16 protein-coding genes and 3 tRNA genes are annotated in these 22,771 nt (G+C 61.2%); 6 read left to right on the top strand and 13 right to left on the bottom strand.

The window, feature by feature from the left end:
• The first annotated feature begins 141 nt into the window (after positions 1–141).
• Together csdA and csdE are read left to right on the top strand one after the other, a co-directional pair.
• Positions 142–1,347: a cysteine desulfurase CsdA gene (gene csdA / locus K7H94_RS04160; protein ID WP_222951700.1), complete on the top strand. Its 1,206-nt coding sequence runs from the start codon at positions 142–144 to the stop codon at positions 1,345–1,347.
• A 4-nt stretch (positions 1,348–1,351) separates the two neighbouring features.
• A complete protein-coding gene (gene csdE / locus K7H94_RS04155; RefSeq protein ID WP_058771612.1) occupies positions 1,352–1,804 on the top strand; it encodes a cysteine desulfurase sulfur acceptor subunit CsdE in 453 nt (150 codons plus the stop codon).
• On the opposite strand, the gene tcdA is transcribed toward csdE, so the two are convergent.
• The gene (tcdA, locus tag K7H94_RS04150; protein WP_222951699.1) at positions 1,792–2,598 is read right to left on the bottom strand and encodes a tRNA cyclic N6-threonylcarbamoyladenosine(37) synthase TcdA; all 807 of its coding nucleotides are present in this window, start codon (positions 2,596–2,598) and stop codon (positions 1,792–1,794) included. The genes csdE and tcdA overlap by 13 nt on opposite strands.
• Positions 2,599–2,658: 60 nt before the next feature.
• Entirely contained in the window at positions 2,659–3,807 is a 1,149-nt protein-coding gene (gene mltA, locus K7H94_RS04145) for a murein transglycosylase A (RefSeq protein WP_021507388.1), read from the bottom strand.
• 207 nt (positions 3,808–4,014) lie between these two features.
• On the opposite strand from mltA, the gene K7H94_RS04140 reads away from it, so the two are divergent.
• The 3 genes from K7H94_RS04140 (at position 4,015) to K7H94_RS04130 (ending at position 4,349) form a co-directional block, all read left to right on the top strand.
• Positions 4,015–4,091 (top strand) — tRNA-Met (locus tag K7H94_RS04140).
• Positions 4,092–4,143: 52 nt separating this feature from the next.
• A tRNA-Met gene (locus tag K7H94_RS04135) sits at positions 4,144–4,220 on the top strand.
• A 52-nt stretch (positions 4,221–4,272) separates the two neighbouring features.
• Positions 4,273–4,349: transfer RNA gene (locus tag K7H94_RS04130), tRNA-Met, on the top strand.
• A gap of 88 nt (positions 4,350–4,437) precedes the next feature.
• On the opposite strand, the gene amiC is transcribed toward K7H94_RS04130, so the two are convergent.
• Positions 4,438–5,673: an N-acetylmuramoyl-L-alanine amidase AmiC gene (gene amiC / locus K7H94_RS04125; RefSeq protein WP_031279511.1), complete on the bottom strand. Its 1,236-nt coding sequence runs from the start codon at positions 5,671–5,673 to the stop codon at positions 4,438–4,440.
• 232 nt (positions 5,674–5,905) lie between these two features.
• Here amiC and argA point away from each other — a divergent pair, with 232 nt between their 5' ends.
• The gene (gene argA / locus K7H94_RS04120; protein WP_021506712.1) at positions 5,906–7,234 is read left to right on the top strand and encodes an amino-acid N-acetyltransferase; all 1,329 of its coding nucleotides are present in this window, start codon (positions 5,906–5,908) and stop codon (positions 7,232–7,234) included.
• Between the two features lie 51 nt (positions 7,235–7,285).
• Here argA and recD read toward each other — a convergent pair whose 3' ends face one another.
• The 10 genes from recD to lgt form a co-directional block, all read right to left on the bottom strand.
• On the bottom strand, positions 7,286–9,133 hold the full coding sequence (gene recD, locus K7H94_RS04115) for an exodeoxyribonuclease V subunit alpha (protein WP_058757057.1): 1,848 nt from the start codon (positions 9,131–9,133) through the stop codon (positions 7,286–7,288).
• Positions 9,130–12,669 (bottom strand): exodeoxyribonuclease V subunit beta, encoded by a 3,540-nt coding sequence (gene recB / locus K7H94_RS04110; RefSeq protein WP_222951698.1) that lies wholly within the window; start codon positions 12,667–12,669, stop codon positions 9,130–9,132. The genes recD and recB overlap by 4 nt, the downstream gene beginning before the upstream one ends.
• Entirely contained in the window at positions 12,666–15,563 is a 2,898-nt protein-coding gene (ptrA, locus tag K7H94_RS04105; RefSeq protein WP_222951697.1) for a pitrilysin, read from the bottom strand. The genes recB and ptrA overlap by 4 nt, the downstream gene beginning before the upstream one ends.
• Before the next feature lie 109 nt (positions 15,564–15,672).
• A complete protein-coding gene (recC, locus tag K7H94_RS04100; RefSeq protein ID WP_222951696.1) occupies positions 15,673–19,053 on the bottom strand; it encodes an exodeoxyribonuclease V subunit gamma in 3,381 nt (1,126 codons plus the stop codon).
• Between the two features lie 61 nt (positions 19,054–19,114).
• A complete protein-coding gene (locus tag K7H94_RS04095; protein WP_230857086.1) occupies positions 19,115–19,405 on the bottom strand; it encodes a prepilin-type N-terminal cleavage/methylation domain-containing protein in 291 nt (96 codons plus the stop codon).
• Position 19,406: 1 nt separating this feature from the next.
• Positions 19,407–19,835 carry a DUF2509 family protein gene (locus K7H94_RS04090; RefSeq protein ID WP_222951695.1) on the bottom strand — a complete coding sequence of 143 codons (429 nt, stop codon included), beginning with the start codon at positions 19,833–19,835 and terminating at the stop codon, positions 19,407–19,409.
• A complete protein-coding gene (locus K7H94_RS04085) occupies positions 19,832–20,371 on the bottom strand; it encodes a prepilin peptidase-dependent protein (RefSeq protein WP_222951694.1) in 540 nt (179 codons plus the stop codon). The genes K7H94_RS04090 and K7H94_RS04085 overlap by 4 nt, the downstream gene beginning before the upstream one ends.
• Positions 20,362–20,832 carry a prepilin-type N-terminal cleavage/methylation domain-containing protein gene (locus tag K7H94_RS04080; RefSeq protein ID WP_058757063.1) on the bottom strand — a complete coding sequence of 157 codons (471 nt, stop codon included), beginning with the start codon at positions 20,830–20,832 and terminating at the stop codon, positions 20,362–20,364. The genes K7H94_RS04085 and K7H94_RS04080 overlap by 10 nt, the downstream gene beginning before the upstream one ends.
• Before the next feature lie 202 nt (positions 20,833–21,034).
• Complete coding sequence (gene thyA / locus K7H94_RS04075) at positions 21,035–21,829, bottom strand: thymidylate synthase (protein ID WP_222951693.1); 795 nt, start codon at positions 21,827–21,829, stop codon at positions 21,035–21,037.
• Positions 21,826–22,707 (bottom strand): prolipoprotein diacylglyceryl transferase, encoded by an 882-nt coding sequence (lgt, locus tag K7H94_RS04070; protein ID WP_222951692.1) that lies wholly within the window; start codon positions 22,705–22,707, stop codon positions 21,826–21,828. Before lgt ends, thyA begins: the two co-directional genes overlap by 4 nt.
• Positions 22,708–22,771 lie beyond the last annotated feature (64 nt).

Below are 22,771 nucleotides of genomic sequence, written 5' to 3'. Positions count from 1 at the left end.
GCGATCGACTGGAACAGACCGATTCGTTATGCGGGTTTCGGTTCAAACCTTGCAATAATTAGCATAACGCGCTTTTCCAGCTTTGCCAGGCCACGGCGTGGCTTTCAGCCTGGTCCTAACATCCAAGTAAGTGAGCTGAGTATGACCCATTTCTCTCCTGGCGAGTTTCGTCAGCAGTTTCCCGCGCTGAGCGATGCGGGTGTCTATCTCGACAGCGCCGCCACCGCGCTGAAGCCGCAGGCGGTGATTGACGCGACCGCGCAGTTTTATTCGCTGAGCGGCGGCACCGTCCACCGCAGCCAGTTCGCCGCTGCCCGCGCGCTGACGGCACAGTATGAACAGGCGCGTGCGCGCGTGGCGCACTGGCTGCAGGCGGCGGACGATCGGCAAATCGTCTGGACGCGCGGCACCACAGAGGCCATCAACCTGGTGGCGCACAGCTGGCTGGCACCGCGTCTGCAACCGGGCGACGAGATTGTGGTGAGCGAAGCCGAGCACCACGCCAATCTGGTGCCGTGGCTGATGGTGGCGCAGGCCAGCGGTGCGAAAGTGATAAAGTGGTCGCTTGGCGCTGACCGGCGGCCGGATATCGCCCTGCTGCCGCAGCTGCTCAACGCGCGCACCCGGCTGCTGGCGATAGGTCAGATGTCTAACGTGACCGGCGGTTGTCCGGATCTGGCGCAGGCGATTACGCTGGCGCACGGCGTCGGGGCGAAAGTGATGGTGGATGGCGCGCAGGGTGTGGTGCACTGCCCGCCGGATGTGCAGGCGCTGGATATCGACTTCTACGCCTTTTCCGCGCACAAGCTGTACGGCCCGATGGGCACTGGCGTGCTGTACGGCAAAGCGGAGCTGCTGGACGCGATGCCGCCGTGGCAGGGCGGCGGCAAAATGCTGACGCAGGTCGATTTCAGCGGCTTCACGCCGCAGCCGGTGCCGTGGCGCTTTGAAGCAGGCACGCCGAACGTGGCGGGCGTGGTCGGGCTGAGTGCGGCGCTGGACTGGCTGGGGCAGTACGATGCGGAAAAAGCCGAACGCTGGAGCCAGCAGCTGGCCAGCCTTGCCGAAGAGCAACTCAGCGCTATTCCCGGCTTCCGCAGTTTCCGCTGCGGCAGCGCCAGCCTGCTGGCGTTTGATATCGCCGGTATTCACCACAGCGATATCGTGACGCTGCTGGCGGAACAGGGCATCGCGCTGCGCGCCGGCCAGCACTGTGCCCAGCCGCTGATGGCGGCGCTTGGCGTCAGCGGCACGCTGCGCGTCTCATTTGCCCCCTATAATAATCTGCAGGACGTGGACGCGCTGGTGCGCGCCATGCACCATGCCGTGGATTTACTGAGTGAGTAACGTAATGACATCAGCCCTGCTTGCCCCCCATCCGTTTGGTGACCTGATTACCGAAGCCAGCCTGACGGAGAAGTTTGCCCATTTTCATCAGTGGGAAGATCGCTATCGCCAGCTGATTCAGCTCAGCCGCCAGCTGCCGGCACTGCCGGAAGCGCTGAAAACGGCGGACATTGAGCTCTCCGGCTGCGAAAACCGCGTCTGGCTCAGCAGCCAGCAGCGGGCCGACGGCACGCTGCATTTTTACGGCGACAGTGAGGGGCGCATTGTGCGCGGATTGCTGGCGGTGCTGCTGACAGCGGTGGAAGGAAAAACGCCCGCGGCCCTGTTAGCCACAGACCCGCTGGCGCTGTTTGATACCTTAGGGCTGCGCGCGCAACTGAGCGCCTCGCGCAGCAGTGGTTTACAGGCGCTGGCAGAGGCGGTACAGCGTGCCGCCCGCGCGCATCAGGCAGACTGACGCTCCGCGCGCGCGAGGAATTTTTTCAGCGCGTGCGACACCGCAACAAAACCAAAGGTGGCGGTCACCATGGTGGCCGCACCAAAGCCGGCGGCACAGTCCATGCGCTTTGGCCCTTCCGCCGTACTGCGCGAAGCGCATACGCTGCCGTCCGGCTGCGGATACACCAGCGCCTCAGTAGAGAACACGCAGTCGATCCCCAGTTTACCCTTGCTGTTTTTCACTACGCCAAAATCACTTTTCAGCCGCTCGCGCAGTTTGGCAGCCAGCGGATCCTGAATGGTTTTGGCTAAGTCACTGACCTGAATCTGCGTCGGATCGATCTGTCCGCCGGCGCCACCGGTGGTGATCAGCGGGATCTTATTGCGCCGGCACCAGGCGATCAGCGCAGCCTTGGGGCGCACGCTATCAATCGCGTCAATCACATAGTCGAACCCCGCCGCCATCAGCTCAGCGGTATTGTCCGGCGTGATAAAGTCATCGATGCAGATCACCTCACACTCCGGATTGATGGCGTGAATACGCTGCGCCATCACCTCGGTTTTCGCCTGACCGACATGCCCCTGCAACGCATGAATCTGACGGTTGGTATTGGTAATACACACATCGTCCATGTCGATCAGGGTAATTTTACCGATGCCGGTGCGCGCCAGCGCTTCGGCCGCCCAGGAACCGACGCCGCCAATACCGATGACGCAGAAATGCGCGTCGGCAAAACGCTGCAGTGCTTCCTGCCCGTAGAGACGCGCCGTGCCGCCAAATCGCTGGCGCCAGGCGTCGCTGACAACTTTCATAGCTAACCTTTTAGTACGATGCGCAGACGCGCACCCGACAAACCCAGGGTGCGCAGCCTATCAATTTGCGCCGATAATCAATGAACCATTATTGCCGTTTTGCGGATTGCTGAACAGCGGCTGGCCGGTTCCCGGCGCGGCTTTCAGTACCCAGACGCGGCCATAATGGTTGTAGAAGCCCGCCAGATGCGCCGCATCCGGGCCGACGCCCTGGTAGATATCGAAGTGCTGGCCTTTGATCGCGCCGCCCACGTCCAGCGCGACCATCAGGCGCATCTCATATTTGCCGTTGAATTTGCCCTTCTCATTCAGCTGCGGCACTTCAGCCAGCAGCGCCGTGCCGGCGGGAATCAGCGAACGATCGGACGCTACCGAGGCTTTGGCAATCAGCGGTACCGCGCTGGCACCGCGCACCGGCACATACTCTTCCGGCTTGAAGAACACGAACGACTGGTTGGTTTCCAGCACATTGCGCACTTCCTGCGGCGAGTGCTCCTGCGCCCACTGCCGAATCGCCTGCATCGACATGTCTTCGCGCTTCACTTCACCGCGATCGATCAGCTCTTTGCCAATACTGTGGTAAGCCCAGCCGTTCTTGCCGCCGTAGCCGAAGAAGCGCAGCGGACGGCCATCGCCGAAATCGACATAGCCGCTGCCCTGCACGTCCATCATAAAGTTGTCGATCAGCGAGTTGCTCCAGGCAATCACATAACGCTCATCCAGTGCGCCACTATAGATAGAAGCGCGGCTTGGCAGCTTCTGTCCGCGCGGACGCGGCGGCATGCGATAAATCGGATACTGGAATTCGCCCTGACGGGTATAACGCGCTTCCACCACCGGTGTGTAGTAACCGGTAAACTGTACGTTGCCGTAGCTGTCGGTGCCTTCCATCTGATAGGCGTTCAGGCCGAACTGGCGCAGCTGACGCGTATCGGCGCCGGAGAGCAGCCAGTTCTGAATCGCACTGTAAGTGCCGAGGTTGCGGCCATACAGACCGGACGACGCCGACTGGATCTGCTGCACCTGCAGGCCGAAATCACGGCCATTGACCGGACGCCCTTTGGCGTTCGGCTCATTCACCAGCCCGAGCGGTTGCTCCAGCTTGCCATCAATATATTGCTGACCGCGATCGGTCGGCTTAGAGCTACAACCGGCTAACAGCGCCAGAAATGCGCCAGTAAGTGCATACTTCGCCCAATGTCCTTTCATTACCTTCTCTTTTTAAGCTGGTTGTTTGCACGGCGACGATAGCAAAGGGGCAGACAGAATGAAATCTGCCGCAGGCTAGTGCGCTCACATCTGTATAATAAATCGCCCAATGGCCAAATAATTCAGCAACTGTTTGTCTATTTAGCGCTTTAACGCAAAAAAGGGGTTGCATCATCATACGCCCGGTGTATAGTGCGCATCCACGGACGCGGGGTGGAGCAGCCTGGTAGCTCGTCGGGCTCATAACCCGAAGGTCGTCGGTTCAAATCCGGCCCCCGCAACCAATTCTTCGTGATGAAGAGACAATGTGGCAAGTCGCTTAGCGCGACAGACGGACGCGGGGTGGAGCAGCCTGGTAGCTCGTCGGGCTCATAACCCGAAGGTCGTCGGTTCGAATCCGGCCCCCGCAACCAATTGTCTTAACGAAGAATACAATGTGCAAAGTCGCTCAGTGCGACAGACGGACGCGGGGTGGAGCAGCCTGGTAGCTCGTCGGGCTCATAACCCGAAGGTCGTCGGTTCGAATCCGGCCCCCGCAACCACTTCTTCTGCGGAAGAACATCACAACACCCTGACGGGTGTTTTTTTGTTTCTGCGCCCGGTAAAAAGCGGCATCGCTGCCGCCCTGCCCTAACGCCGTGCCAGCACGCCGCCTTTGTCAAAATACGCCTTAATACCGTGCAGAATGGCTTCCGCCACCTGATGCTGATAGCGCGGGGTACGCAGCTTCCGCTCCTCTTCGACGTTACTGATAAACGCCGTTTCCACCAGAATCGACGGAATATCCGGCGCTTTCAGCACCGCAAAGCCGGCCTGATCCACCGTGCGTTTATGCAGGTGGTTAATGTGGCCCATGCGCGTCAGCACTTCTTTGCCAAACTTCAGACTGTCGCTGATGGTCTGCCGCTGCACCATATCGAACATGGTGTGGTCGAGATAGCGATCGCCGCTCATGCTGACCCCGCCGATCAAATCCGCTTCGTTCTGCGTCTGGGCGAGAAAGCGCGCGGCGGCCGAGGTTGCGCCGCTGGTGGAGAGCGCGAAGACCGAAGAGCCGCGCGCCGCCCGGCTGGTAAAGGCGTCGGCGTGAATTGAGACAAACAGATCGGCGCGCTGCTTGCGCGCTTTCGCGACCCGCACGCGCAGCGGTATAAACACATCTTCGTTGCGCGTCATGTAAGCCTTCATATTACGTTCTTTGTCGATCAGCGCTTTCAGATAGCGTCCAATCTTCAGCACGATATCTTTCTCGCGCGTTTTGTACTTGCCGTGCGCGCCGGGATCTTCCCCGCCGTGACCGGGATCGATCATGATAATAATCGGTCGATCGCGCCCGGCTTTACCCGGTAGCGGCGCCTGCGCCGGTTGATCGCGCTCCAGTTCGCCCTGGTTGTAATCCTTCAGTAACGCCAGCAGCGGATCCTCTTCCTGTGACGACTGGCTGGGATAGAGATCGACCACCAGCCGGTGGCGAATACCGGCGACCGGATCGAGGGTGAAGGTTTTCGGCGCCACGCTGCGCTTCAGCTCCAGCACCACGCGCACCGTGGTGGGATCGAACTGACCGACACGCGCGGTTTTAATGTAGGGATCGTCCACCCGCACCAGCTTATCAATGCCTTTCAGCGCGCTGTTGATATGCAGGTTCTGGATATCGATCACCAGCCGTTCGGGATTGCTCAGCGTGAACTGCTTATAGTGCAGCGCGACGTTGGATTCCAGCGTCACGCGCGAGTAAGTCGAGGATGGCCAGATGCGCACGGCCACAATGTGCTGACTGGCCGCAAAACCGCTGCGCGTCACGCTCAGCAACCACAGCGCACCTGCGCCCTGTAAAAGTCGTCTTCGGGTAAAAGCTTCGGACATGCCGCTCCAGCTACTGTGTTATGTCTAAAAAATCGTCAGTTGACGAGCAGAAGGCGAAAACTTTATTCAATGAGGAATGTCTTGTCTTGCCGGAAAAACCAGATAATGCAGTCTGTTAGCGTGGCTTGCATCAGGAAAATCGTAAAGTAACGTCAGGTCCGATGCTTGCAAAAAGTGGCGAAAGAGCATAAAAATACATAAATTTCGAATAACCATTCACAGAGGGTTTGCCGTGAAGGAACGCAGTACCGAACTGGTTCAGGGTTTTCGCCATACCGTTCCCTATATTAATGCCCACCGTGACAAGACGTTTGTCATCATGCTGGGTGGCGAGGCCATCGAGCATGAGAACTTCTCCAGCATCGTTAACGATATCGGCCTGTTGCATAGTCTCGGCATTCGCCTGGTGGTGGTTTATGGCGCGCGGCCGCAGATCGATGCCAGCCTCGCGCAGCAGCAGCTGGAGCCGATTTATCACAAACACACGCGCGTGACTGATGCCCAATCGCTGGAGCTGGTGAAGCAGGCGGCCGGGCGTTTACAGCTCGATATTACGGCGCGTCTGTCGATGAGCCTGAATAATACGCCGCTGCAGGGCGCGCATATTAATGTGGTGAGCGGTAACTTCATCATCGCTCAGCCGCTGGGCGTGGATGACGGCGTCGATTACTGCCACAGCGGCCGCATCCGCCGCATTGACGAAGAGGCGATCCATCGTCAGCTGGATAACAATGCCATTGTGCTGCTGGGGCCGGTGGCGGTCTCGGTGACCGGCGAAAGCTTTAACCTGACCTCGGAAGAGGTGGCGACGCAGCTGGCGATCAAGCTAAAAGCCGAGAAGATGATCGGTTTCTGCTCCGAACAGGGTGTAACCGACCGCGAAGGCACCATCATTTCCGAGCTGTTCCCGAACGAGGCGCAGACGCGGATTGATGAAATGGAGAGCGACGGTGATTTTCTCTCCGGCACCGTGCGCTTCCTGCGTGGCGCGGTCAAAGCCTGCCGCAGCGGCGTGCGCCGCAGCCATCTGATCAGCTATCAGGAAGATGGCGCACTGCTGCAGGAGCTGTTCTCGCGTGACGGTATCGGTACGCAGATTGTCATGGAGTCGGCCGAGCAGATTCGCCGCGCCAACATCAACGACATCGGCGGGATTCTCGAACTGATTCGTCCGCTGGAGCAGCAGGGCATTCTGGTGCGCCGTTCACGCGAGCAGCTGGAGATGGAGATCGACAAATTCACCATTATTCAGCGCGACAATATGACCATCGCCTGCGCAGCGCTCTATCCGTTCCCGGACGAGCAAATCGGCGAGATGGCCTGCGTGGCGGTGCACCCCGACTATCGCAGCTCGTCACGCGGCGAGCTGCTGCTGGAGCGCGTAGCGCTGCAGGCGCGGCAGATGGGGCTGAAGAAGCTGTTCGTGCTGACCACGCGCAGCATCCACTGGTTCCAGGAGCGCGGCTTCACGCCGGTGGATATTGAGTCGCTGCCTGAAAGCAAAAAGCAGATGTACAACTATCAGCGTCGTTCCAAAGTGCTGATGGCAGACTTACGCTAAGCGTCAGCGCACCTTACGCGCCGCTGAGGGAAAGTCCCCGCGGCGGCGCAATCATCTACCCTCTTCTCCCCCTAAGCGATCCAGCAGCCCGCTGCGCCGCTGCGTGCGCAGCTGCACCGCGCGCCGGAACACCGCTTCATCACTGAACAGCGTCAGCTGGCTGCGCGCCCGGGTAATAGCCGTGTAAATCAGCTCGCGCGTCAGTACCGGCAGGAACTGAGCCGGCATCACCAGCGCGGTGTGGTCAAACTCCGAACCCTGTGATTTGTGCACCGTCATCGCCCATGCCGTGTCATGGGCCGGCAGGCGACTTGGCTGTACCGCTTTGATGCTGCCATCAGGCAGCGGGAAAAACACCTTGAGCAGCCCTTCCTCATCGAACAGCGTAATGCCGATGTCACCATTGAACAGGCCGAGCGCGCTGTCGTTACGCGTCACCATCACCGGACGCCCCTGATACCAGCGGCTGCCTCCTGCCGGACGCCGAATCAGCTGCAGCTGCATCAGCTTGTGCTCAATACGCTGATTGAGCCCCTGCACGCCAAATGGCCCTTCGCGCAGGGCGCACAGCAGCTGATAACGGCCAAACGCAGCAATCACCTCGGCTGGTGCGGCACGCTGGTTAATCAGCTGGAGAAATGGCCGATAGCCTTCGGCAATCTGCGTCAGCATCGCCTGATACGCTTCGGCATCGTTGAGCGGCTGGCGCACGATATCACTGAAGCCCGCCTGAAAGGCCGCCTCGACCGCCTGCGCTTCGCCGGCGTTGACCGCCGCAGCCAGCTGACCGATGCCGGAGTGCGCCGCGAAACGGTAGCTTTTGCGCAGCAGGCAGATGGCATCACGCACCGCCGGGGCCACCGCATCATCGGTGCCGGCAACCTCGCAGCCGGTCAGCGTGGTGAGCTGCAGCGCACGCACCGGACTGTAACCCGCCTCGGCACAGCGGCAGATATCCCCGAGTACCGCACCGGCTTCAACCGAGGCCAGCTGGTCGCGATCGCCGAGAAAAATCACCCGCGCGTGAGCGGGCAGCGCAGCGATCAGGTTTGCCATCATGCCAAGATCGACCATTGAAGCTTCATCGACCACCAGCACGTCGAGATGCAGCGGGTTACCGGCGTGGTAGCGCAGGCGCTGCGTCTCCGGCTGGGCACCGAGTAAACGGTGCAGCGTGGTGGCTTCTGCCGGAAAACGCTGGCGCTCCGCATCGCTGACGTCGAGACTGCGCAGCGCCTTACCCAGCGACTCGGTGAGCCGCGCCGCCGCCTTGCCGGTAGGGGCGGCCAGCTGAATGCGCAGGGTTCCCTCACTGAGGCGAATCAGCGCTGCCAGCAGCTTCGCCACCGTGGTGGTTTTGCCGGTGCCGGGCCCGCCGGAGATCACCGCGGTTTTTTGCGTCAGCGCCACCGCCGCCGCAATTTTCTGCCAGTCCTCAGGCTGGCTGCCGAAAAAGGTATCCAGCACGCTGCGCACCTGTTCGGGCGCAAACAGCTGCGGCGCCGCCTGTGGCTGGAAGAAGCGCGCCACTTCCCCTTCGTGATGCCAGAGCCGGTGCAGATAGAGCCGGTTATCACGCAGCACCACCGGTGCCGGGCGATCGCTGGCGCTGAGCGCCTGCCAGTCCGCCAGCAGCGTCGGCCAGTCCTGCGGCTCGCCGGCGGCCTGCCAGATGGCGTGCGCCAGCTCCGGATGACGACCGCTGAACAGCCCTTCGCGGGTAAGCTGCGACAGCGGCAGGCAGACGTGACCGTCACCGGCTTCCGCGCTGAGACAGGCAGCCGCCAGCAGATGCGCGGGCCGATCGTCGTCGGCCAGCAGCCGGGCAAACTGAATATCCAGCGCCCGCAGCAGGCGCAGTTCTGCCGCCTGTGCCAATAGCGTACTCATGCTACTCATGCTGCTGCTCCCGGCCCGCGAAACAGGCTATCCAGTTGTGAAACGAAATCTGACGTCGGTCGGGTATGGAACACCCCGTTATCCGGCGAGCTGCCATCCATGCCGCGTAAAAACAGATAGAATACGCCGCCAAAATGCTGTTCATAATCGTAATCCGTCAGGCGGTGCTGCAAATAGCGATGCAGCGCCAGCGTATACAGCTGATACTGCAAATCGTAACGGTGGTCGATCATCGCCTGTGCCATCGCCTGCGGTGTGTATGCCTGATGGCTCTCGCCCAGCCAGTTAGATTTGTAATCCAGCAGATAGTATTTGCCCTGCCAGCGAAATACCAGGTCGATGAAGCCTTTCAGCATGCCCTGCACCTGGCGGAAGTCGAGCGGCGGCGCCTGACGCGACAGCGGATCCTGCCGCATTAACGCGTCCAGCGCCGGTGCCGTCAGCAGTCCGTCAATCGGCAGATAGAACTCCATCTCGATCAGGCGATTGCCCGGTGTGATGTCGCTCAGCCGGATCCCTTCAGTGTTGAGCGGCGTGTTCACCACGCGGGTAATCCACTCGCTCAGCATCGGCTGCCAGTGCAGCGGATAGCCGCTCTGTTGCAACTGCTGTTCCAGCTGCGGCGCTGACGGCGGCTGGGTGAAGTCGAGCGATTCAAACAGCGTATGCAGGAAAGTCCCGGGCGCTGCGCCACGCGGGAAATGGTGCGGCGTCAGCGCGGCTTCCAGCACTTCCGCCTCGCGATCTTCCCCGACCGCTTCCGCATCGAAGCCCGGCATAACATCCAGCAGACGGTGACTGCCGTGCTGCTGCAGCCCGGAGTAGCTGGTGACACGCCACGGATCGGCCAGCGCGCGCGTGACGCTGCGCGCATCCAGCGCATCGTCAACCTCGTCCAGCGCCTGCCAGCGTTCATGGCCCTGCGGCTGCGCCAGCACCACTTCGGTTCCGGTCACGCTGATGTCGTGCAGTAAACTCGCCAGCTGTTCTGCGGTGGCCGGCTCGCCGCGCTGCAGCAGGAAACCCAGCGCGCTTTTATGTAAATCGCTCTCGCCCTCTTTCTTGCGCGTGCCGCGAAACAGCGGTGCCACGCCGACGCTGCAGTGATACACCGAACGCGTCAGCGCCACGTACAGCAGGCGTAAATCCTCTGCCAGCCGCTCCTGCTCCGCCAGCGCCAGACTTTGCTCATCATTCTGCAAATCCAGCACCGCGTTGTAATGCTCGCGGTCGTGATAGAGCGCGATATCGGCCTCGCGGAAACCGGCGGCAAACGGCAGCCACACCAGCGGATACTGTAACCCCTTGGATTTATGGATAGTGACAATCTGCACCAGGTGGCGGTCGCTCTCCAGCCGCAGCTGCTGGCTGGCCGACTGGCTGTCTGGTCGGGCGATCTGCTGCGCCAGATAACGCACCAGCGCGTGCGGACTGTCGAGCTGGGCCGCCGCCTCCTGCAGCAGTTCGCCGAGGTGCAGCAGATCGGTCAGGCGACGCTCGCCATTCTCTGAGGCCAGCAGGTTTTCTGCCAGCTGGCGCTCCAGCATCAGCTGACGCAGCATCGGCAGTACGCCACGCTGGTGCCACAATTGCTGCCAGCGGGCAAAGGTATCCACCAGCGCATCCCAGCCGCGTGCATCCTGATCCAGCGCGTCCAGCTGCGCGGCATCAAAGGCAAACAGCGACGTGGCCAGCGCGGTGCGCAGCATCCGCTCCTGCTCGGGCGCGAGGATCGCCTGCAACAGCCACAGCAGTTCTCGCGCCTCGGGCGTGGTATACACGCTGTCGCGGTTGGAGAGATACACCGAAGGGATGCCGAGCTGATTGAGCGCGGCGCGAATCAGATTGGCTTCGTTCCGGCTGCGCACCAGTACGGTAATGTCCGAGGCCTGCACCGGCCGCTGGTCAGGCGTTTTGCCCAGCAGCGCGCGCTGTTGCTGACCCGCCTGCAGCCAGCGGCTGATATCGGCGGCGCACTGCTGCGCCATTAGCTGCTGGTATTCGCTGACGCTGCAGCCTGCGCCCGGCTGTAGCCAGAAGCGCAGCGCGGCCTGTTCCTCGCCGTCGATACTCAGCGACAAACGCTGATTGGGCGGCGCGGCATTGACCGGCAGAAACGGGATGTCCGCAAACAGAAACGGGGCGGGCTGGCGCATAAACAGCTGATTGACGCTCTCCACCATCGCCGGTGACGAGCGCCAGTTGGTATCCAGCGTGTAGTGCGCGTGAACTTCACCGCGCGCGCGAATATAGGTAAAGATGTCCGCACCGCGGAAGGCGTAGATAGCCTGTTTCGGGTCGCCAATCAGCAGCAGCGCATGCTGCGGCTGCTGTAAATAGAGCGTGCGGAAAATACGGTACTGCAGCGGATCGGTATCCTGGAATTCATCAATCAGCGCCACCGGAAAGCGCTGGCGAATCGCCTGCGCCAGCTGCTCGCCGCCGGGCTGTTGCAGCGCCTCGTCCAGCCGGCTCAGCAGATCGTCAAACCCCAGCAGCGCCTGCAGGCGTTTCTCTTTACGCACCGCGTGACGCACCTCCACCAGCGCGCGTGCAATCACCAAATCGCGCAGCGACAGCGGCTGCGCCAGGAACGTATCAATGGCAGCAAACAACGGGTGCTGCGGTGGCGCGCCCTTTTTAGTTTTTTCATTGAGCACCTGCTGACCGAAACGCGCCAGCTCGGCGGGGATCTGGTAATCCGCGGTCTCGCTCTGCGCCCAGGCGCTGACTTTGCTGACCCACAGCGGCAGGTTTTTGCTGCTGTAGCTGCGCTTATCGACATCAGACTGCCCGACCAGCGTCAGCACCTCTTCGCCCAGCGCCCGCCACTGCGCTTTCATTTCGGCAATACGCGCCAGGTTGCTGCTGTGGCGCGATGTCAGGGTTTCACTGTCGTGCGGCGCCAGACGCAGGCTGGGCGACTCGCCCTGCAGCCACGGGCGCAGCGTCGACAACAGCTGTTCCGGCCCGCTCCATTCCGAAACGATGATGCGCGCAATATCCAGCGTCAGCGGATAGCAGTGGCGCCGCCAGAAATCCGCCGTCGCCTGACGCAACAGCTGCTGTTCATCTTCAATCAGCTGCTGCTCGAACAGCATACCGGACTCAAATGCATTGAGATTGAGCATGCGCTGGCAGAAGCCGTGAATGGTGAAGATCGCCGCCTCGTCCATCTGACGTTCCGCTGCCAGCAGCAGCGAGGCCGCCTCAGCGGGCTGGGCAATGTCGGCCAGCAGCTGCATCAGCATCGGATTTGCGCTGACGCCGCGCAGACAGGCCAGCCGCAGCTCATGAATATTTTCCCGGATACGGCCGCGCAGTTCGGCGGTGGCGGCTTCGGTAAAGGTCACTACCAGAATCTCTTCCACCGACAGCGGGCGCGCATAGGCATTCGGTCCGCCAAGTCCCAATAGCAAACGCAGGTAGAGCAGACCAATGGTAAAGGTCTTACCGGTGCCGGCGGAGGCCTCAATCAGACGCTCACCCTGCAGCGGCAGCGTCAGGGGATTGAGCGATTCAGGGCGCTGACTCATGGCGCATCACTCTTCACGGAGAGCGACTGCTGCAGCCGGGCGACTTCATCCCAGGTGGTAAAGCCCGGCAGCGGCGCGTAATCCGCATCGTGGGTGCCATCGTGACTGCCGCCAATCTGCGAGATCATCGCCATGCCCTGCTGCGCCAGCACGGCCTGATGGAAAAAGTCAGCCAGGCTGGCCGGTGTCAGCTGCTGAATTTGCGCAATGGCCTTTTCGCGCGTATCAAACGCGAAGTTCTGGCGATTGAAATCACGACTGTAACGGTTGGCCTCTTCATCCAGCGTTTGCGGACGCTGTTTCAGGTCGTTGATCAGTGCCTGCTGATACTGGGCGAAATCCTCCGCTTTCATGCTGCGCAGACGCTGTTCCGCCTGCGGATAGAACGCCTGGAAACGCTGCAGCAGATAAGCGGGCGCTTTACTGTTGCTTTGCAGCAGGAAGCCAATGCCCCACTGGCGACCAATCGGCATCTGATAAGCGAACACCGCATAGCCCAGCTGCTCCTCGGTGCGCAGCTGATTGTAGAACCACGGCTGCACAATCTGGCTCAGCATGGTGCTGTTAGCCATACTTTGATACTCGCTGTAGCCGAGCGGCACATACAGCGTCGCCAGCGCCGAGTCGGTGCTGCTGCCGGTTTTCTGCAGGTTGGCTTTGATCGGCTTATCCACCACCACATAATCGCTGTGCCAGTAACCGTGCCCCGTGCTGTGCAGCTGCTGTTTAAGCTCTTCGCCCAGCTGCCTGACGCGATCGGCCGACAGATTGCCGACCACCATCATTTCCGGCGTGGCGTGCTGGAGCAGCGCATCGCGGTAATCCATCACCTCCTGCAGCGTGATCTGTTTCACCAGCTGGCGTCGCGCCTCACGCTGGGTATAAGGCAGCTGGGACAGCATTTGCATCGGCTGAATCGCCTGTTCAAACGCTTTGCCCTTTTCCGCTGCTTCCAGCCGATCCAGATACCAGGATTTCGCCTGCTCCAGCTGCTGCGCATCCGGCTGGAAGCTGGCGTAGCCTTCAACCAGCTTTTTCAGCAGCTCCGGCAGGCGCTGGGTGAAGCCGCTGGCATTGAATACCAGCCCGTCGTCCTCACCGGTAGAGAAGCTGATGCCGCCCACCGAAGCCTGCGAATTCAGCTCATCCAGCGCCAGGCTGGAGAGGTAGTCGTTGAGACCAAACAACACCTGCTGGCGCGCATCGCTGATTGCGGATTTGTTACGCAGCGCGAGCGTAATAGCGGCCTTCGGCTCGCTGGCGTAGAACTGGCTCGGCATCCAGTAGATGCGCATGCTGTCGCCATTGGTCAGCGCCACCGGATGATCGTAGTGCTTACCGTCAGAGGGGATGAGGGCGAAATCCGACGGAATGTAGGGATTCAGGGTCGGCAGCGATAGCGGAATCTGCTGCGCCTGCTGCTGCCAGGCGCTGAACTGCGCGGCGCTGATTTTATCCACCTGATAAGGCGCATTCACAAAGTAAGCCTGTTTGTTGTGCGGCTCAGCGGGACTGATGTACCAGATGCGGGCGTTCTGCGGCGTCATCTCAGCCAGACGGGCGTTGATCGCGGTCGCATCATAGCGGTCGGCCAGATAAGGCGCATCCAGCGTGTGCGTCACCGGCACGCGCAGCATGGTATCCACCAGCCACTCAATGTAATCCATATCACGGGTAATTGATGGATAGCGGAAATCCAGCGCCAGCACGTGCGCAACTTCATCGAAATAGCGCTTGTCGATGCCTTGTTTGCGCAGCATATCAAGGTAGCTGAATACTGCAGCCACCACGCGATCGCGCTGCGCCAGACCTTTGTCGGTCAGCGAAACCGAGATGGCAAACACGCCGCTGTTGCGCTCGGTCATCGGATCCGCGCCGGCATTGACGCCATCCGCCAGTCCCTGCTGCTGCAGCCAGTCGTTCAGGGTATTTTTGCTGCGGTTGCCCAGCAGATAGCTGATTAAGGTGTCGGTTTTACTGCGGAACTGGTCGCTGTCGTTGGCGATGCGAAACTCAATTTTCAGCTGCTTGCGCGGCTGCGCTGGCACGTAATGAATGATGATGCCTTTCTGCGCATCGGTGACCACCGGCACGGTAATATCCGGCACGCTGGCCTGATGATTGGCCACGCGACCAAAGGTCTCGGCAGCGATCGTCGCCATCTCCGGCAGCGGTTTGTTACTGTAAATCACCGCTTTCATCAGATTCGCCGAGTAGTGGCGATGATAGAAATCGAGCAGCGCCTGATGCAGGTTGCTGTCGGGTTTGTCACTCAGGGTATCAAGATTACCGCCCGAATAGCGCGAGCCGGGGTGCGCCGGGTTGAGGGTTTCCGCGCCAACCTGCGCCATACGCAGCCCATCGCGCGAGCGTGCCATCGTCAGCTCAGCGTTAACCGCATGCCGCTCGCGGTCCGCGTTGGTCGGGTCGAGCAGGGGTTGCGCAATCGCATCCGCCAGACGATCCACCGCCGGTTGCAGCGCATCGTTTTCGACTTCCAGGTAAAACGCGGTGCGGTACGAGGCTGTGCTGGCATTGTGGCTGCCACCGTGCTTCTTGAGAAACTCCGCCAGGTTATCCGGCTGCGGATAATTTTTTGACCCCATCAGCACCATGTGTTCCAGATAGTGTGCCAGGCCCAGCTGACTGTCGGGATCGTCCAGAGAACCGATCGGTAACGTCAGCGCTGCCAGCGATTTCGGCGCGGCAGCATCCGACACCAGCAGCACCGTCATGCCATTGCTCAGGGTAATGGCCTGATAACTGCGCGGATCGTGATCGCTCTTGCGGATGGTTTCATCAATCGGCTGCCAGCCGCGCCCGTCGTCGGCAAAGGCATTCAGCGCCAGCATGCTCAGCAGCAGCGCTCCTATCCAGCGTGCGTAAATCCGCATTTCTACCCCTTAACGTTACCCTTATCCGCCGGGGCGTTGCGCCGGTCGGGATACTCAAACACTTTCTTATAAGACGGTGGCTGCCAAGGTACAGGCCGCTCTTCCGTTGCTATTCATCATCCTGATGCGCGAGGCGCACCGGCAAATACCACTGACGCGCCGCAGCGATGATCTGCTGCTGCGTCGGCTCGTCCAGCGTGCGGCACAGGCGCTGCAGATAGGGATCGCTGCCCTCGCCTTCAACCTGATAGCCGCCCTGCCACGCCTGCAACAGCTTGTTGAGCGCCTTTTTCTGCGTAGCGTCATCTTCCTGAAGCTGGCCGGATTTGCTGTCAAAGCTGGCGTCCAGCCAGGCGGCGCCGGATTTATTCAGCAGCAGCAGCGGCTGCGCCAGACCCGCCTCACAGGCGGCCACATATTCAGCCAGCTGCGCCTGCGCCTGGGCGGGAGCCACCGCCGCGAAGCGCCAGCGGCTCTGTTTGCGACCGTACATGCGGCTGGTGCCGTTGCCGCCCAGCGCACAATACACCAGATGTTCCAGCCACAGCAGCAGGCCATCGTTGATGTTGAGCACGCCCGGACGCCAGCGTAGCAGCCCATCAGCTTGCACCTGAGTCAGCCAGCCGGTCAACTGCGTTGCGCCCAGCGTCAGGTTGACTTCCCAGCTCTCCGCCGGCAGCCGCTGCGCGCTCACTTCCGCCGCCACCTCCTGCATCTCTTCGGTCTGGCTTTGCCAGAAAAGTTCCCCGAAGGCGCCGTAAGGCAGATTACCGGCGGCGCGGTGGTGCGCATACAGCTGGGCCGGATCGTCACCGTTGACCAGCGTATTGAGCAGTTCAGCATTGATCTGATAGCGCTCCAGGCTGTCCGGTGCGAACGGTTCGCTGTCCGGCAGCTCGCTCTCCTCCATCCAGAAAGCCACGCCGAGGCGCTGCTGGAACCACGCCCGCACCGGATGACGCCAGAAGCGCAGCAGCTGCTCCAGCGACAGCGTGGTCAGCGGCTGAACCGGCAGCGGCTGAACAAACCCGGGCTGCGCCACGCCGCTGCCGGTCGCCGCCGGCAACCACTCTGCGGCGAAGCTCTGCACGTGGCTTCCCGGCTGAAAATTTTCCGCTGCAAACGGCATGCGGCTGTGCAGGCGTTGCAAATGTGCCCGCACCCGCTGCTCACTGACGTCCGGCTCACAGGCTTCATCGCCCGGCAGACAGAAGCTTTGCGCCAGATAATCCACCAGTTCAGTCACCAGCACCGAGGGATAGCGCTCGGTGTTGTCCTGAATCGCCCGGCCAATGTAGCTGATGTACAGCTGCTGCTGCGCCGAGATCAGCGCTTCAAGGAACAGATAGCGGTCATCATCACGCCGGCTGCGATCGCCTTTCCGCGTCTGCTGCTGCATCAGGTCAAAACCGAGCGGCGCCAGGGTGCGCGGATACACGCCGTCGTTCATGCCCAGCAGGCACACCACTTTAAACGGGATGGAGCGCATCGGCATCAGCGTACAGAAGTTGATCGGCCCGGCCAGGAAACGCTGGCTGATGCGCTGCTGATCGAGGCGCGAACGCAGCTCATCGCGCAGCAGCGTGACCGGAATCGGCTGCTGATACGCGGCCTGCATCCCCTGTTCAATGATCTCCTGCCACTGCGTTTCGACTAGCAGCAGCGCCGCCTCGCTGTCGGCATCGCCGCTGAAGAAGCTGTCGATCAGCTCGCGGCACAGCGGCAGCCATTCGGCCAGGGTGCGTGTCTGCGCAAGGCGCGTGCGCCAGCTGTCGAGCCGTGCCAGCAGCTCGGCCAGATGGCCCGCCAGCTCGGCGATCAGGCCGCTGGATTCGTCATACGGCAGAATGCCCTGCCAGTCACCGTTGCGGCTTTCCAGCGCGTAGCCCAGCAGCATACGCTGCAGGCCGAAGCGCCAGGTGTGCTGGCCGGTGACCGGCAGCGCCAGCGCTTCCACGCTGGCGTCATCCAGTCCCCAGCGGATGCCGGATTCCATCACCCAGCGGCGCAGCAGGCGCAGGCCGCTCTCCTCGACGGAGAAACGCTGTGCCAGCGCCGGCACCTCCAGCAGCGCCAGCACCTCTTCTGAGGCAAAGCGACTGTCCGGCAGAGCCAGTAGGCTGAGCAGCGCGAGGATGGCCGGATGCGCCTGACTGGCGCGCCGGTCAGAAATGGCGAACGGCAGATAGCGCTCAGGCGGCGCACTGGCAAAAGCCGCCTGAATAAAAGGCGCGTAGCTGTCGATGTCTGCCACCATGACGATGATATCGCGCGGCTTCAGCTCCGGATCGGCTTCCATCAGCGCCAGCAGGTGATCCTGCAGCACTTCCACTTCACGCTGGGCGCTGTGACACACCTGGAGCGTGATGGAACGATCGTGCGGATCGAGCCGACGCTTGTCCATGCTATCTGCCAGCTCGCCAGCGCTGAGCCCAATCACCGCGCGATCGTCAAGATTGAGCAGATCGGCCTGCAGGCAGTGCAGCAGATTGTCCGGTGACATCTCCACAAACGCATCGATGTCGTTGGCGGCTGACTCCATCTGGCTCAGCAGAAACAGGTTGTCGCGGCCCAGCTTGCCCCATGAGGCCAGCAGTGGATTGGTCAGCTGCTGCTCGCCCAGTTCGTTAAACAGCGCTGGCGCAGCATCCGGGTCGCGGAACAGCGGCTGTGTCTCCTGCGAATGCAGGCGCAGCCGCTGGCGGCTCTGCAGCTTCGCGAGGAAGGCGTAATCCTGAATATCGCCCCAGTAGTGACGACAGGGATTGGTAAACAGCAGGTGAATATCAATGTGGCGACCCAGCGCTTCCAGCGCCTGCAGATAAACCGGCGGCAGCGCAGAGATACCGCAGATGAAGACGCGCTGCGGCAGCCCCGGCGGCGGCGTTGTCGCCTGCTCCAGCGCCTGAATAAACCGTGCATAGAGATTGGCACGGTGCCACATCGGCTGACCGAGGCTGCGCGTGAATTCGACCAGATCGCGCCACAGCGCCGCCTGCCACTGCTGAGCGTCGCTCAGCCCGTCCACCTGCTCGCCGCGCTCCCAGCGGTTCAGCCAGTCGGACCGGTAGACCAGATACTGGTCGAACAGATCCGCCACGCGCGCGCTGAGCTGGTAGAGTTTGCGCTGATCGTCGTCGTCATGCAGATAGCTGCGCAGCGGCTGAAACGCCTCCTGCTCCAGCAGCACCGGCAGCCGGTGCATCAGCTTCCAGCTCATGCTGGCTTTGGTGAAAGCGCTCTCTTCCGGGATATCCGGCAGCACTTTAACGAACATGCTCCAGATAAAGCTGGCGGGCAGCGGAAAATCGATGTTGGCGGCAATGTTAAAGCGGTTAGCCAGCTCCATCTGCAGCCACTGCGCCATGCCCGGGCTCTGTACCAGCACCTGCTCAGCCGCGAGCGGATCGGCCAGCGGCTGGAGTTTTATCAGCTCTACCGCTAAGTCTTTCAATAAATCTAACCGATTGGAGTGGTAAACCCGGAACATAAAACTCCTTAAAGAAGGGAAAGCGCAGCCCGGTCACTCTACCCTTAATCGTCTGGCCTGCCTACCCGCCGGCATCACCTTCGCGGCAATTGAGCCGCGCCAGCGACGCCGTGCGCTGATGGGGTCCGGTGACGGTAACGCGATCCAGCACGCAGCCGCCAGGTAAACTCTGCGGCTGGTGCACAATGTGCCAGCCGGCGGTATCACGCCCGAGCAGCGCCTGCCCGGCTACCTGCCACGCCTGGCGCTGCTGCCACTGCTGGCTAAATCCCAGCGCCAGTGCGCGATGATACTGCAGCAGCGTGCTGATGGTCATCGCCAGCAGCAGCATCGCGACCAGCGTTTCCGCCAGGCTAAAACCCTGCTGTCGCCTCTGGCAACTGACACTGCTCCGCCTTTGCCAGCGGGCAGTAGTCGATCCAGCCATGCGGCTGTGGCTGCAGCTGACCGTTGCGTAGCGACACCCACTGATAGAGCACGAGCGCACGTCCGGTGCCGCGCGCCGATAATAAGCCATGATTCTCCTCCTGCCGCAGCAGGCAGCTTTGCCACGCGTCGGTCAGAGCGGTCTGACACTGCCAGCCCGCGGCCCGCGGCCAGTTTTGCTGCCGGCCCCACGTTAAAGCGGCCTGCGCCTGCCAAAAATCCTGCTGATGCTGCTGCTCGTCGGCGACCAGCGCCATGCCCTGCGCCAGCTGCGTACGCGCGGCGTGCAGCGTGAGCCCGCCCATCAGCAGTAACATCACCACCATGCCAAGCGTGCTGTTGCCCCGCTGCTTCACAGATTCAACCCCTCCGCTATTATCGTCAGCTCTGCCTGCTGGCGGCCCGCCGTGGCGGCCAACTGCAACAACAGCCGCGTGCCCTGGCGCTCAACCCGGAAGGTGCTGAGGCTGAGGAATGCCGGGTCGGTGATGCGCTCCCAGCCGTTGCTGTTGCACTCGTCCACGCCGCGCTGCATCTCCAGCTGTCCGTTGCGCAGACGATAGCCGTAATAATCGCTTTCACTGTGACCGACGCCTTCCCAGCGTCCGTTACTGTTTTCGTCCCAGCGCAGCAGTACACAGCTGCCGCCGCTCACCAGCGTGAGCGCCGCACCGCTGCACTGACCGTGACAGTAACCGGCACGGCGCAGCGCTTTGGCCAGCGAGCCGGCAACCTGCTGCAGCTCCTGTTGCAGCTGGACCCGCTGCAGCAGGCGCAGGTTCTGTTCCAGCAGCAGCGGCAGAAAGCGGCCGACGCTGACCATCAGCACCGCGCCAATCGCCATGGCGATCAGCATCTCCAGCAGACTGAAGCCCCCCTGCGCTATTCGCATCCCTTCTCTCCCGGCTGGCAGACCCGGATGCGCGCCCGGGCGGAGAGGATGACGCGCCAGCGGCCAGCTGCGCTCTCCAGTTCGATACTGCCGGGCCGGGCCACATCGCGTCGGCCGTAAAAGCCCGGCTCGCCGACCAGTGCGGTGATGCGCACTTCGCGATAAGGCGGCCGGAACAGCCAGCGCGACGGCAGCTGACATCCTTCTGCGGGCTGCGGCCCGGTGCCGAGGCAGCCGTTTTCGCCCGGTTGCAGCCACAGGCTGAGGTCGCGGTTGTGCCAGCTGGCGTGTGCGCGCAGCCGCAGCAAAAAGCTCTGCAGTTGCAGTACGCTGTCACGCAGTTGCTGATACTGTTGCCAGCGCTGCCAGCCCTGTAAGGCGGCGATGCTGAGGATGCCGGCAATCACCATAACCAGCAGCAGTTCCGGCAGCGTAAAGCCGGCGTTTTGGGTTCTGTTCATAACCGGCACTCTGCGCCTGCCGGACGAAAAGCAACAGCGGCAAACAGAGAAGATGGAAAGCGTGCCGCAGGAAAGTTATGCCCGGTGCAGACAACACCCTTTTTTTGCGCGCCGGATTCAGAAAATCCCCGCAGAAGCGGGCGGAGGCCAGGCAAAAAAAAGCCCTGCGCGATGGCAGGGCCTGATGCTGAAGAGCGGCAGATTACACGGCGACCGGCGCTTTGATCGCCGGATGCGGATCGTAGCCTTCGATCTCGAAATCATCGAACTGGTAATCAAAAATCGACGCGGGCTTACGCTTAATCACCAGTTTCGGCAGCGGTCGCGGTTCACGCGTCAGCTGCAGTCGCGCCTGTTCGAGATGGTTGCTGTACAGGTGCGTATCGCCGCCGGTCCAGATGAAATCGCCCACCTCAAGATCGCACTGCTGTGCCACCATATGCACCAGCAGCGCATAGCTGGCGATATTGAACGGCAGGCCGAGGAAGATATCGCACGAACGCTGGTACAGCTGGCACGACAGCTTGCCATTCGCCACGTAAAACTGGAAAAACGCGTGGCACGGCGCCAGCGCCATCTGATCCAGCTCACCGACGTTCCATGCCGAAACGATAATGCGGCGCGAATCCGGATCGCGTTTCAGCTGCTCAATCACCTTGCTGATTTGATCGATCTCTTCGCCGGAAGCTTTGCCCCAGCTGCGCCACTGCTTGCCGTAGACCGGTCCCAGATCGCCGTTTTCATCCGCCCACTCGTCCCAGATGGTGACCTTGTTCTCTGTCAGGTAGCCGATGTTGGTGTCGCCTTTGAGGAACCACAGCAGCTCATGAATGATCGAGCGCAGATGCACCTTCTTGGTGGTGACCAGCGGAAAACCGTCCTGCAAATTGAAACGCATCTGGTGGCCAAAGATGGAGAGCGTGCCGGTACCGGTACGGTCGGCCTTTTCTGCGCCTTCATTCAGCACATGTTGCATCAAATCCAGATACTGTTTCATTTTACCTCACGCGTTTGTTGCTGCGGGCGACGACGATACGCCCAGACCATCATAATCACTCCGGCCAGAATCATCGGGATCGACAGAATCTGGCCCATACTGATACCGCCTTCGAACAGGCCAAGCTGGGCATCCGGCTGGCGGAAAAACTCCACGATGATGCGGAATGAGCCGTAGCCAATAAGGAACAGGCCGGAGACGCTGCCCATCGGGCGCGGCTTGCGAATAAACAGGTTGAGGATGATAAACAGCACGATGCCTTCCAGGCACAGCTCGTACAGCTGTGACGGATGGCGCGGCAGCACGCCGTACGTGTTCAGCAGTTCCTGATATTGCGGGTTATTGGCCGCCAGCGCGAGGTCTTCGCTGCGCGAACCCGGGAACAGCATGGCGAATTTGAAGTCAGGCGCCACGCGGCCCCACAGTTCGCCGTTGATGAAGTTGCCGAGACGGCCAGCACCGAGGCCAAACGGGATCAGCGGCGCAATGAAATCAGAGACCTGGAAGAAGGTGCGTTTGGTACGGCGGGCGAAGATCAGCATCACCACGATCACCCCAATCAGACCACCGTGGAATGACATGCCCCCGTCCCACACTTTGAACAGATAGAGTGGGTTGTCGAGGAACAGCGGCAGGTTATAGAAGAGCACGTAGCCGATGCGGCCGCCGAGGAACACGCCAAGGAAGCCCGCATACAGCAGGTTTTCCACTTCTTCTTTTTTCCAGCCGCTACCGGGTTTGTTGGCGCGGCGCACCGCCAGCCACATAGCAAACACAAAGCCTACCAGATACATCAGGCCGTACCAGTGCAGCGAAACCGGTCCGATGGAGAAGATCACCGGATCGAATTGGGGAAATGAAATGTAGCCGTTAGTCATCTTTCACCATGTTTTTTCTGCCCGCAAAAGGGCGTGGCTAAAGGGCCATACAATAAAAGGCTGC

This window comes from Pantoea dispersa, from assembly GCF_019890955.1.
Taxonomy (GTDB): domain Bacteria; phylum Pseudomonadota; class Gammaproteobacteria; order Enterobacterales; family Enterobacteriaceae; genus Pantoea; species Pantoea dispersa.
The sequence above is the reverse complement of the archived record's forward strand: the minus strand, read 5'-3'. Positions and strand labels throughout refer to the sequence as shown.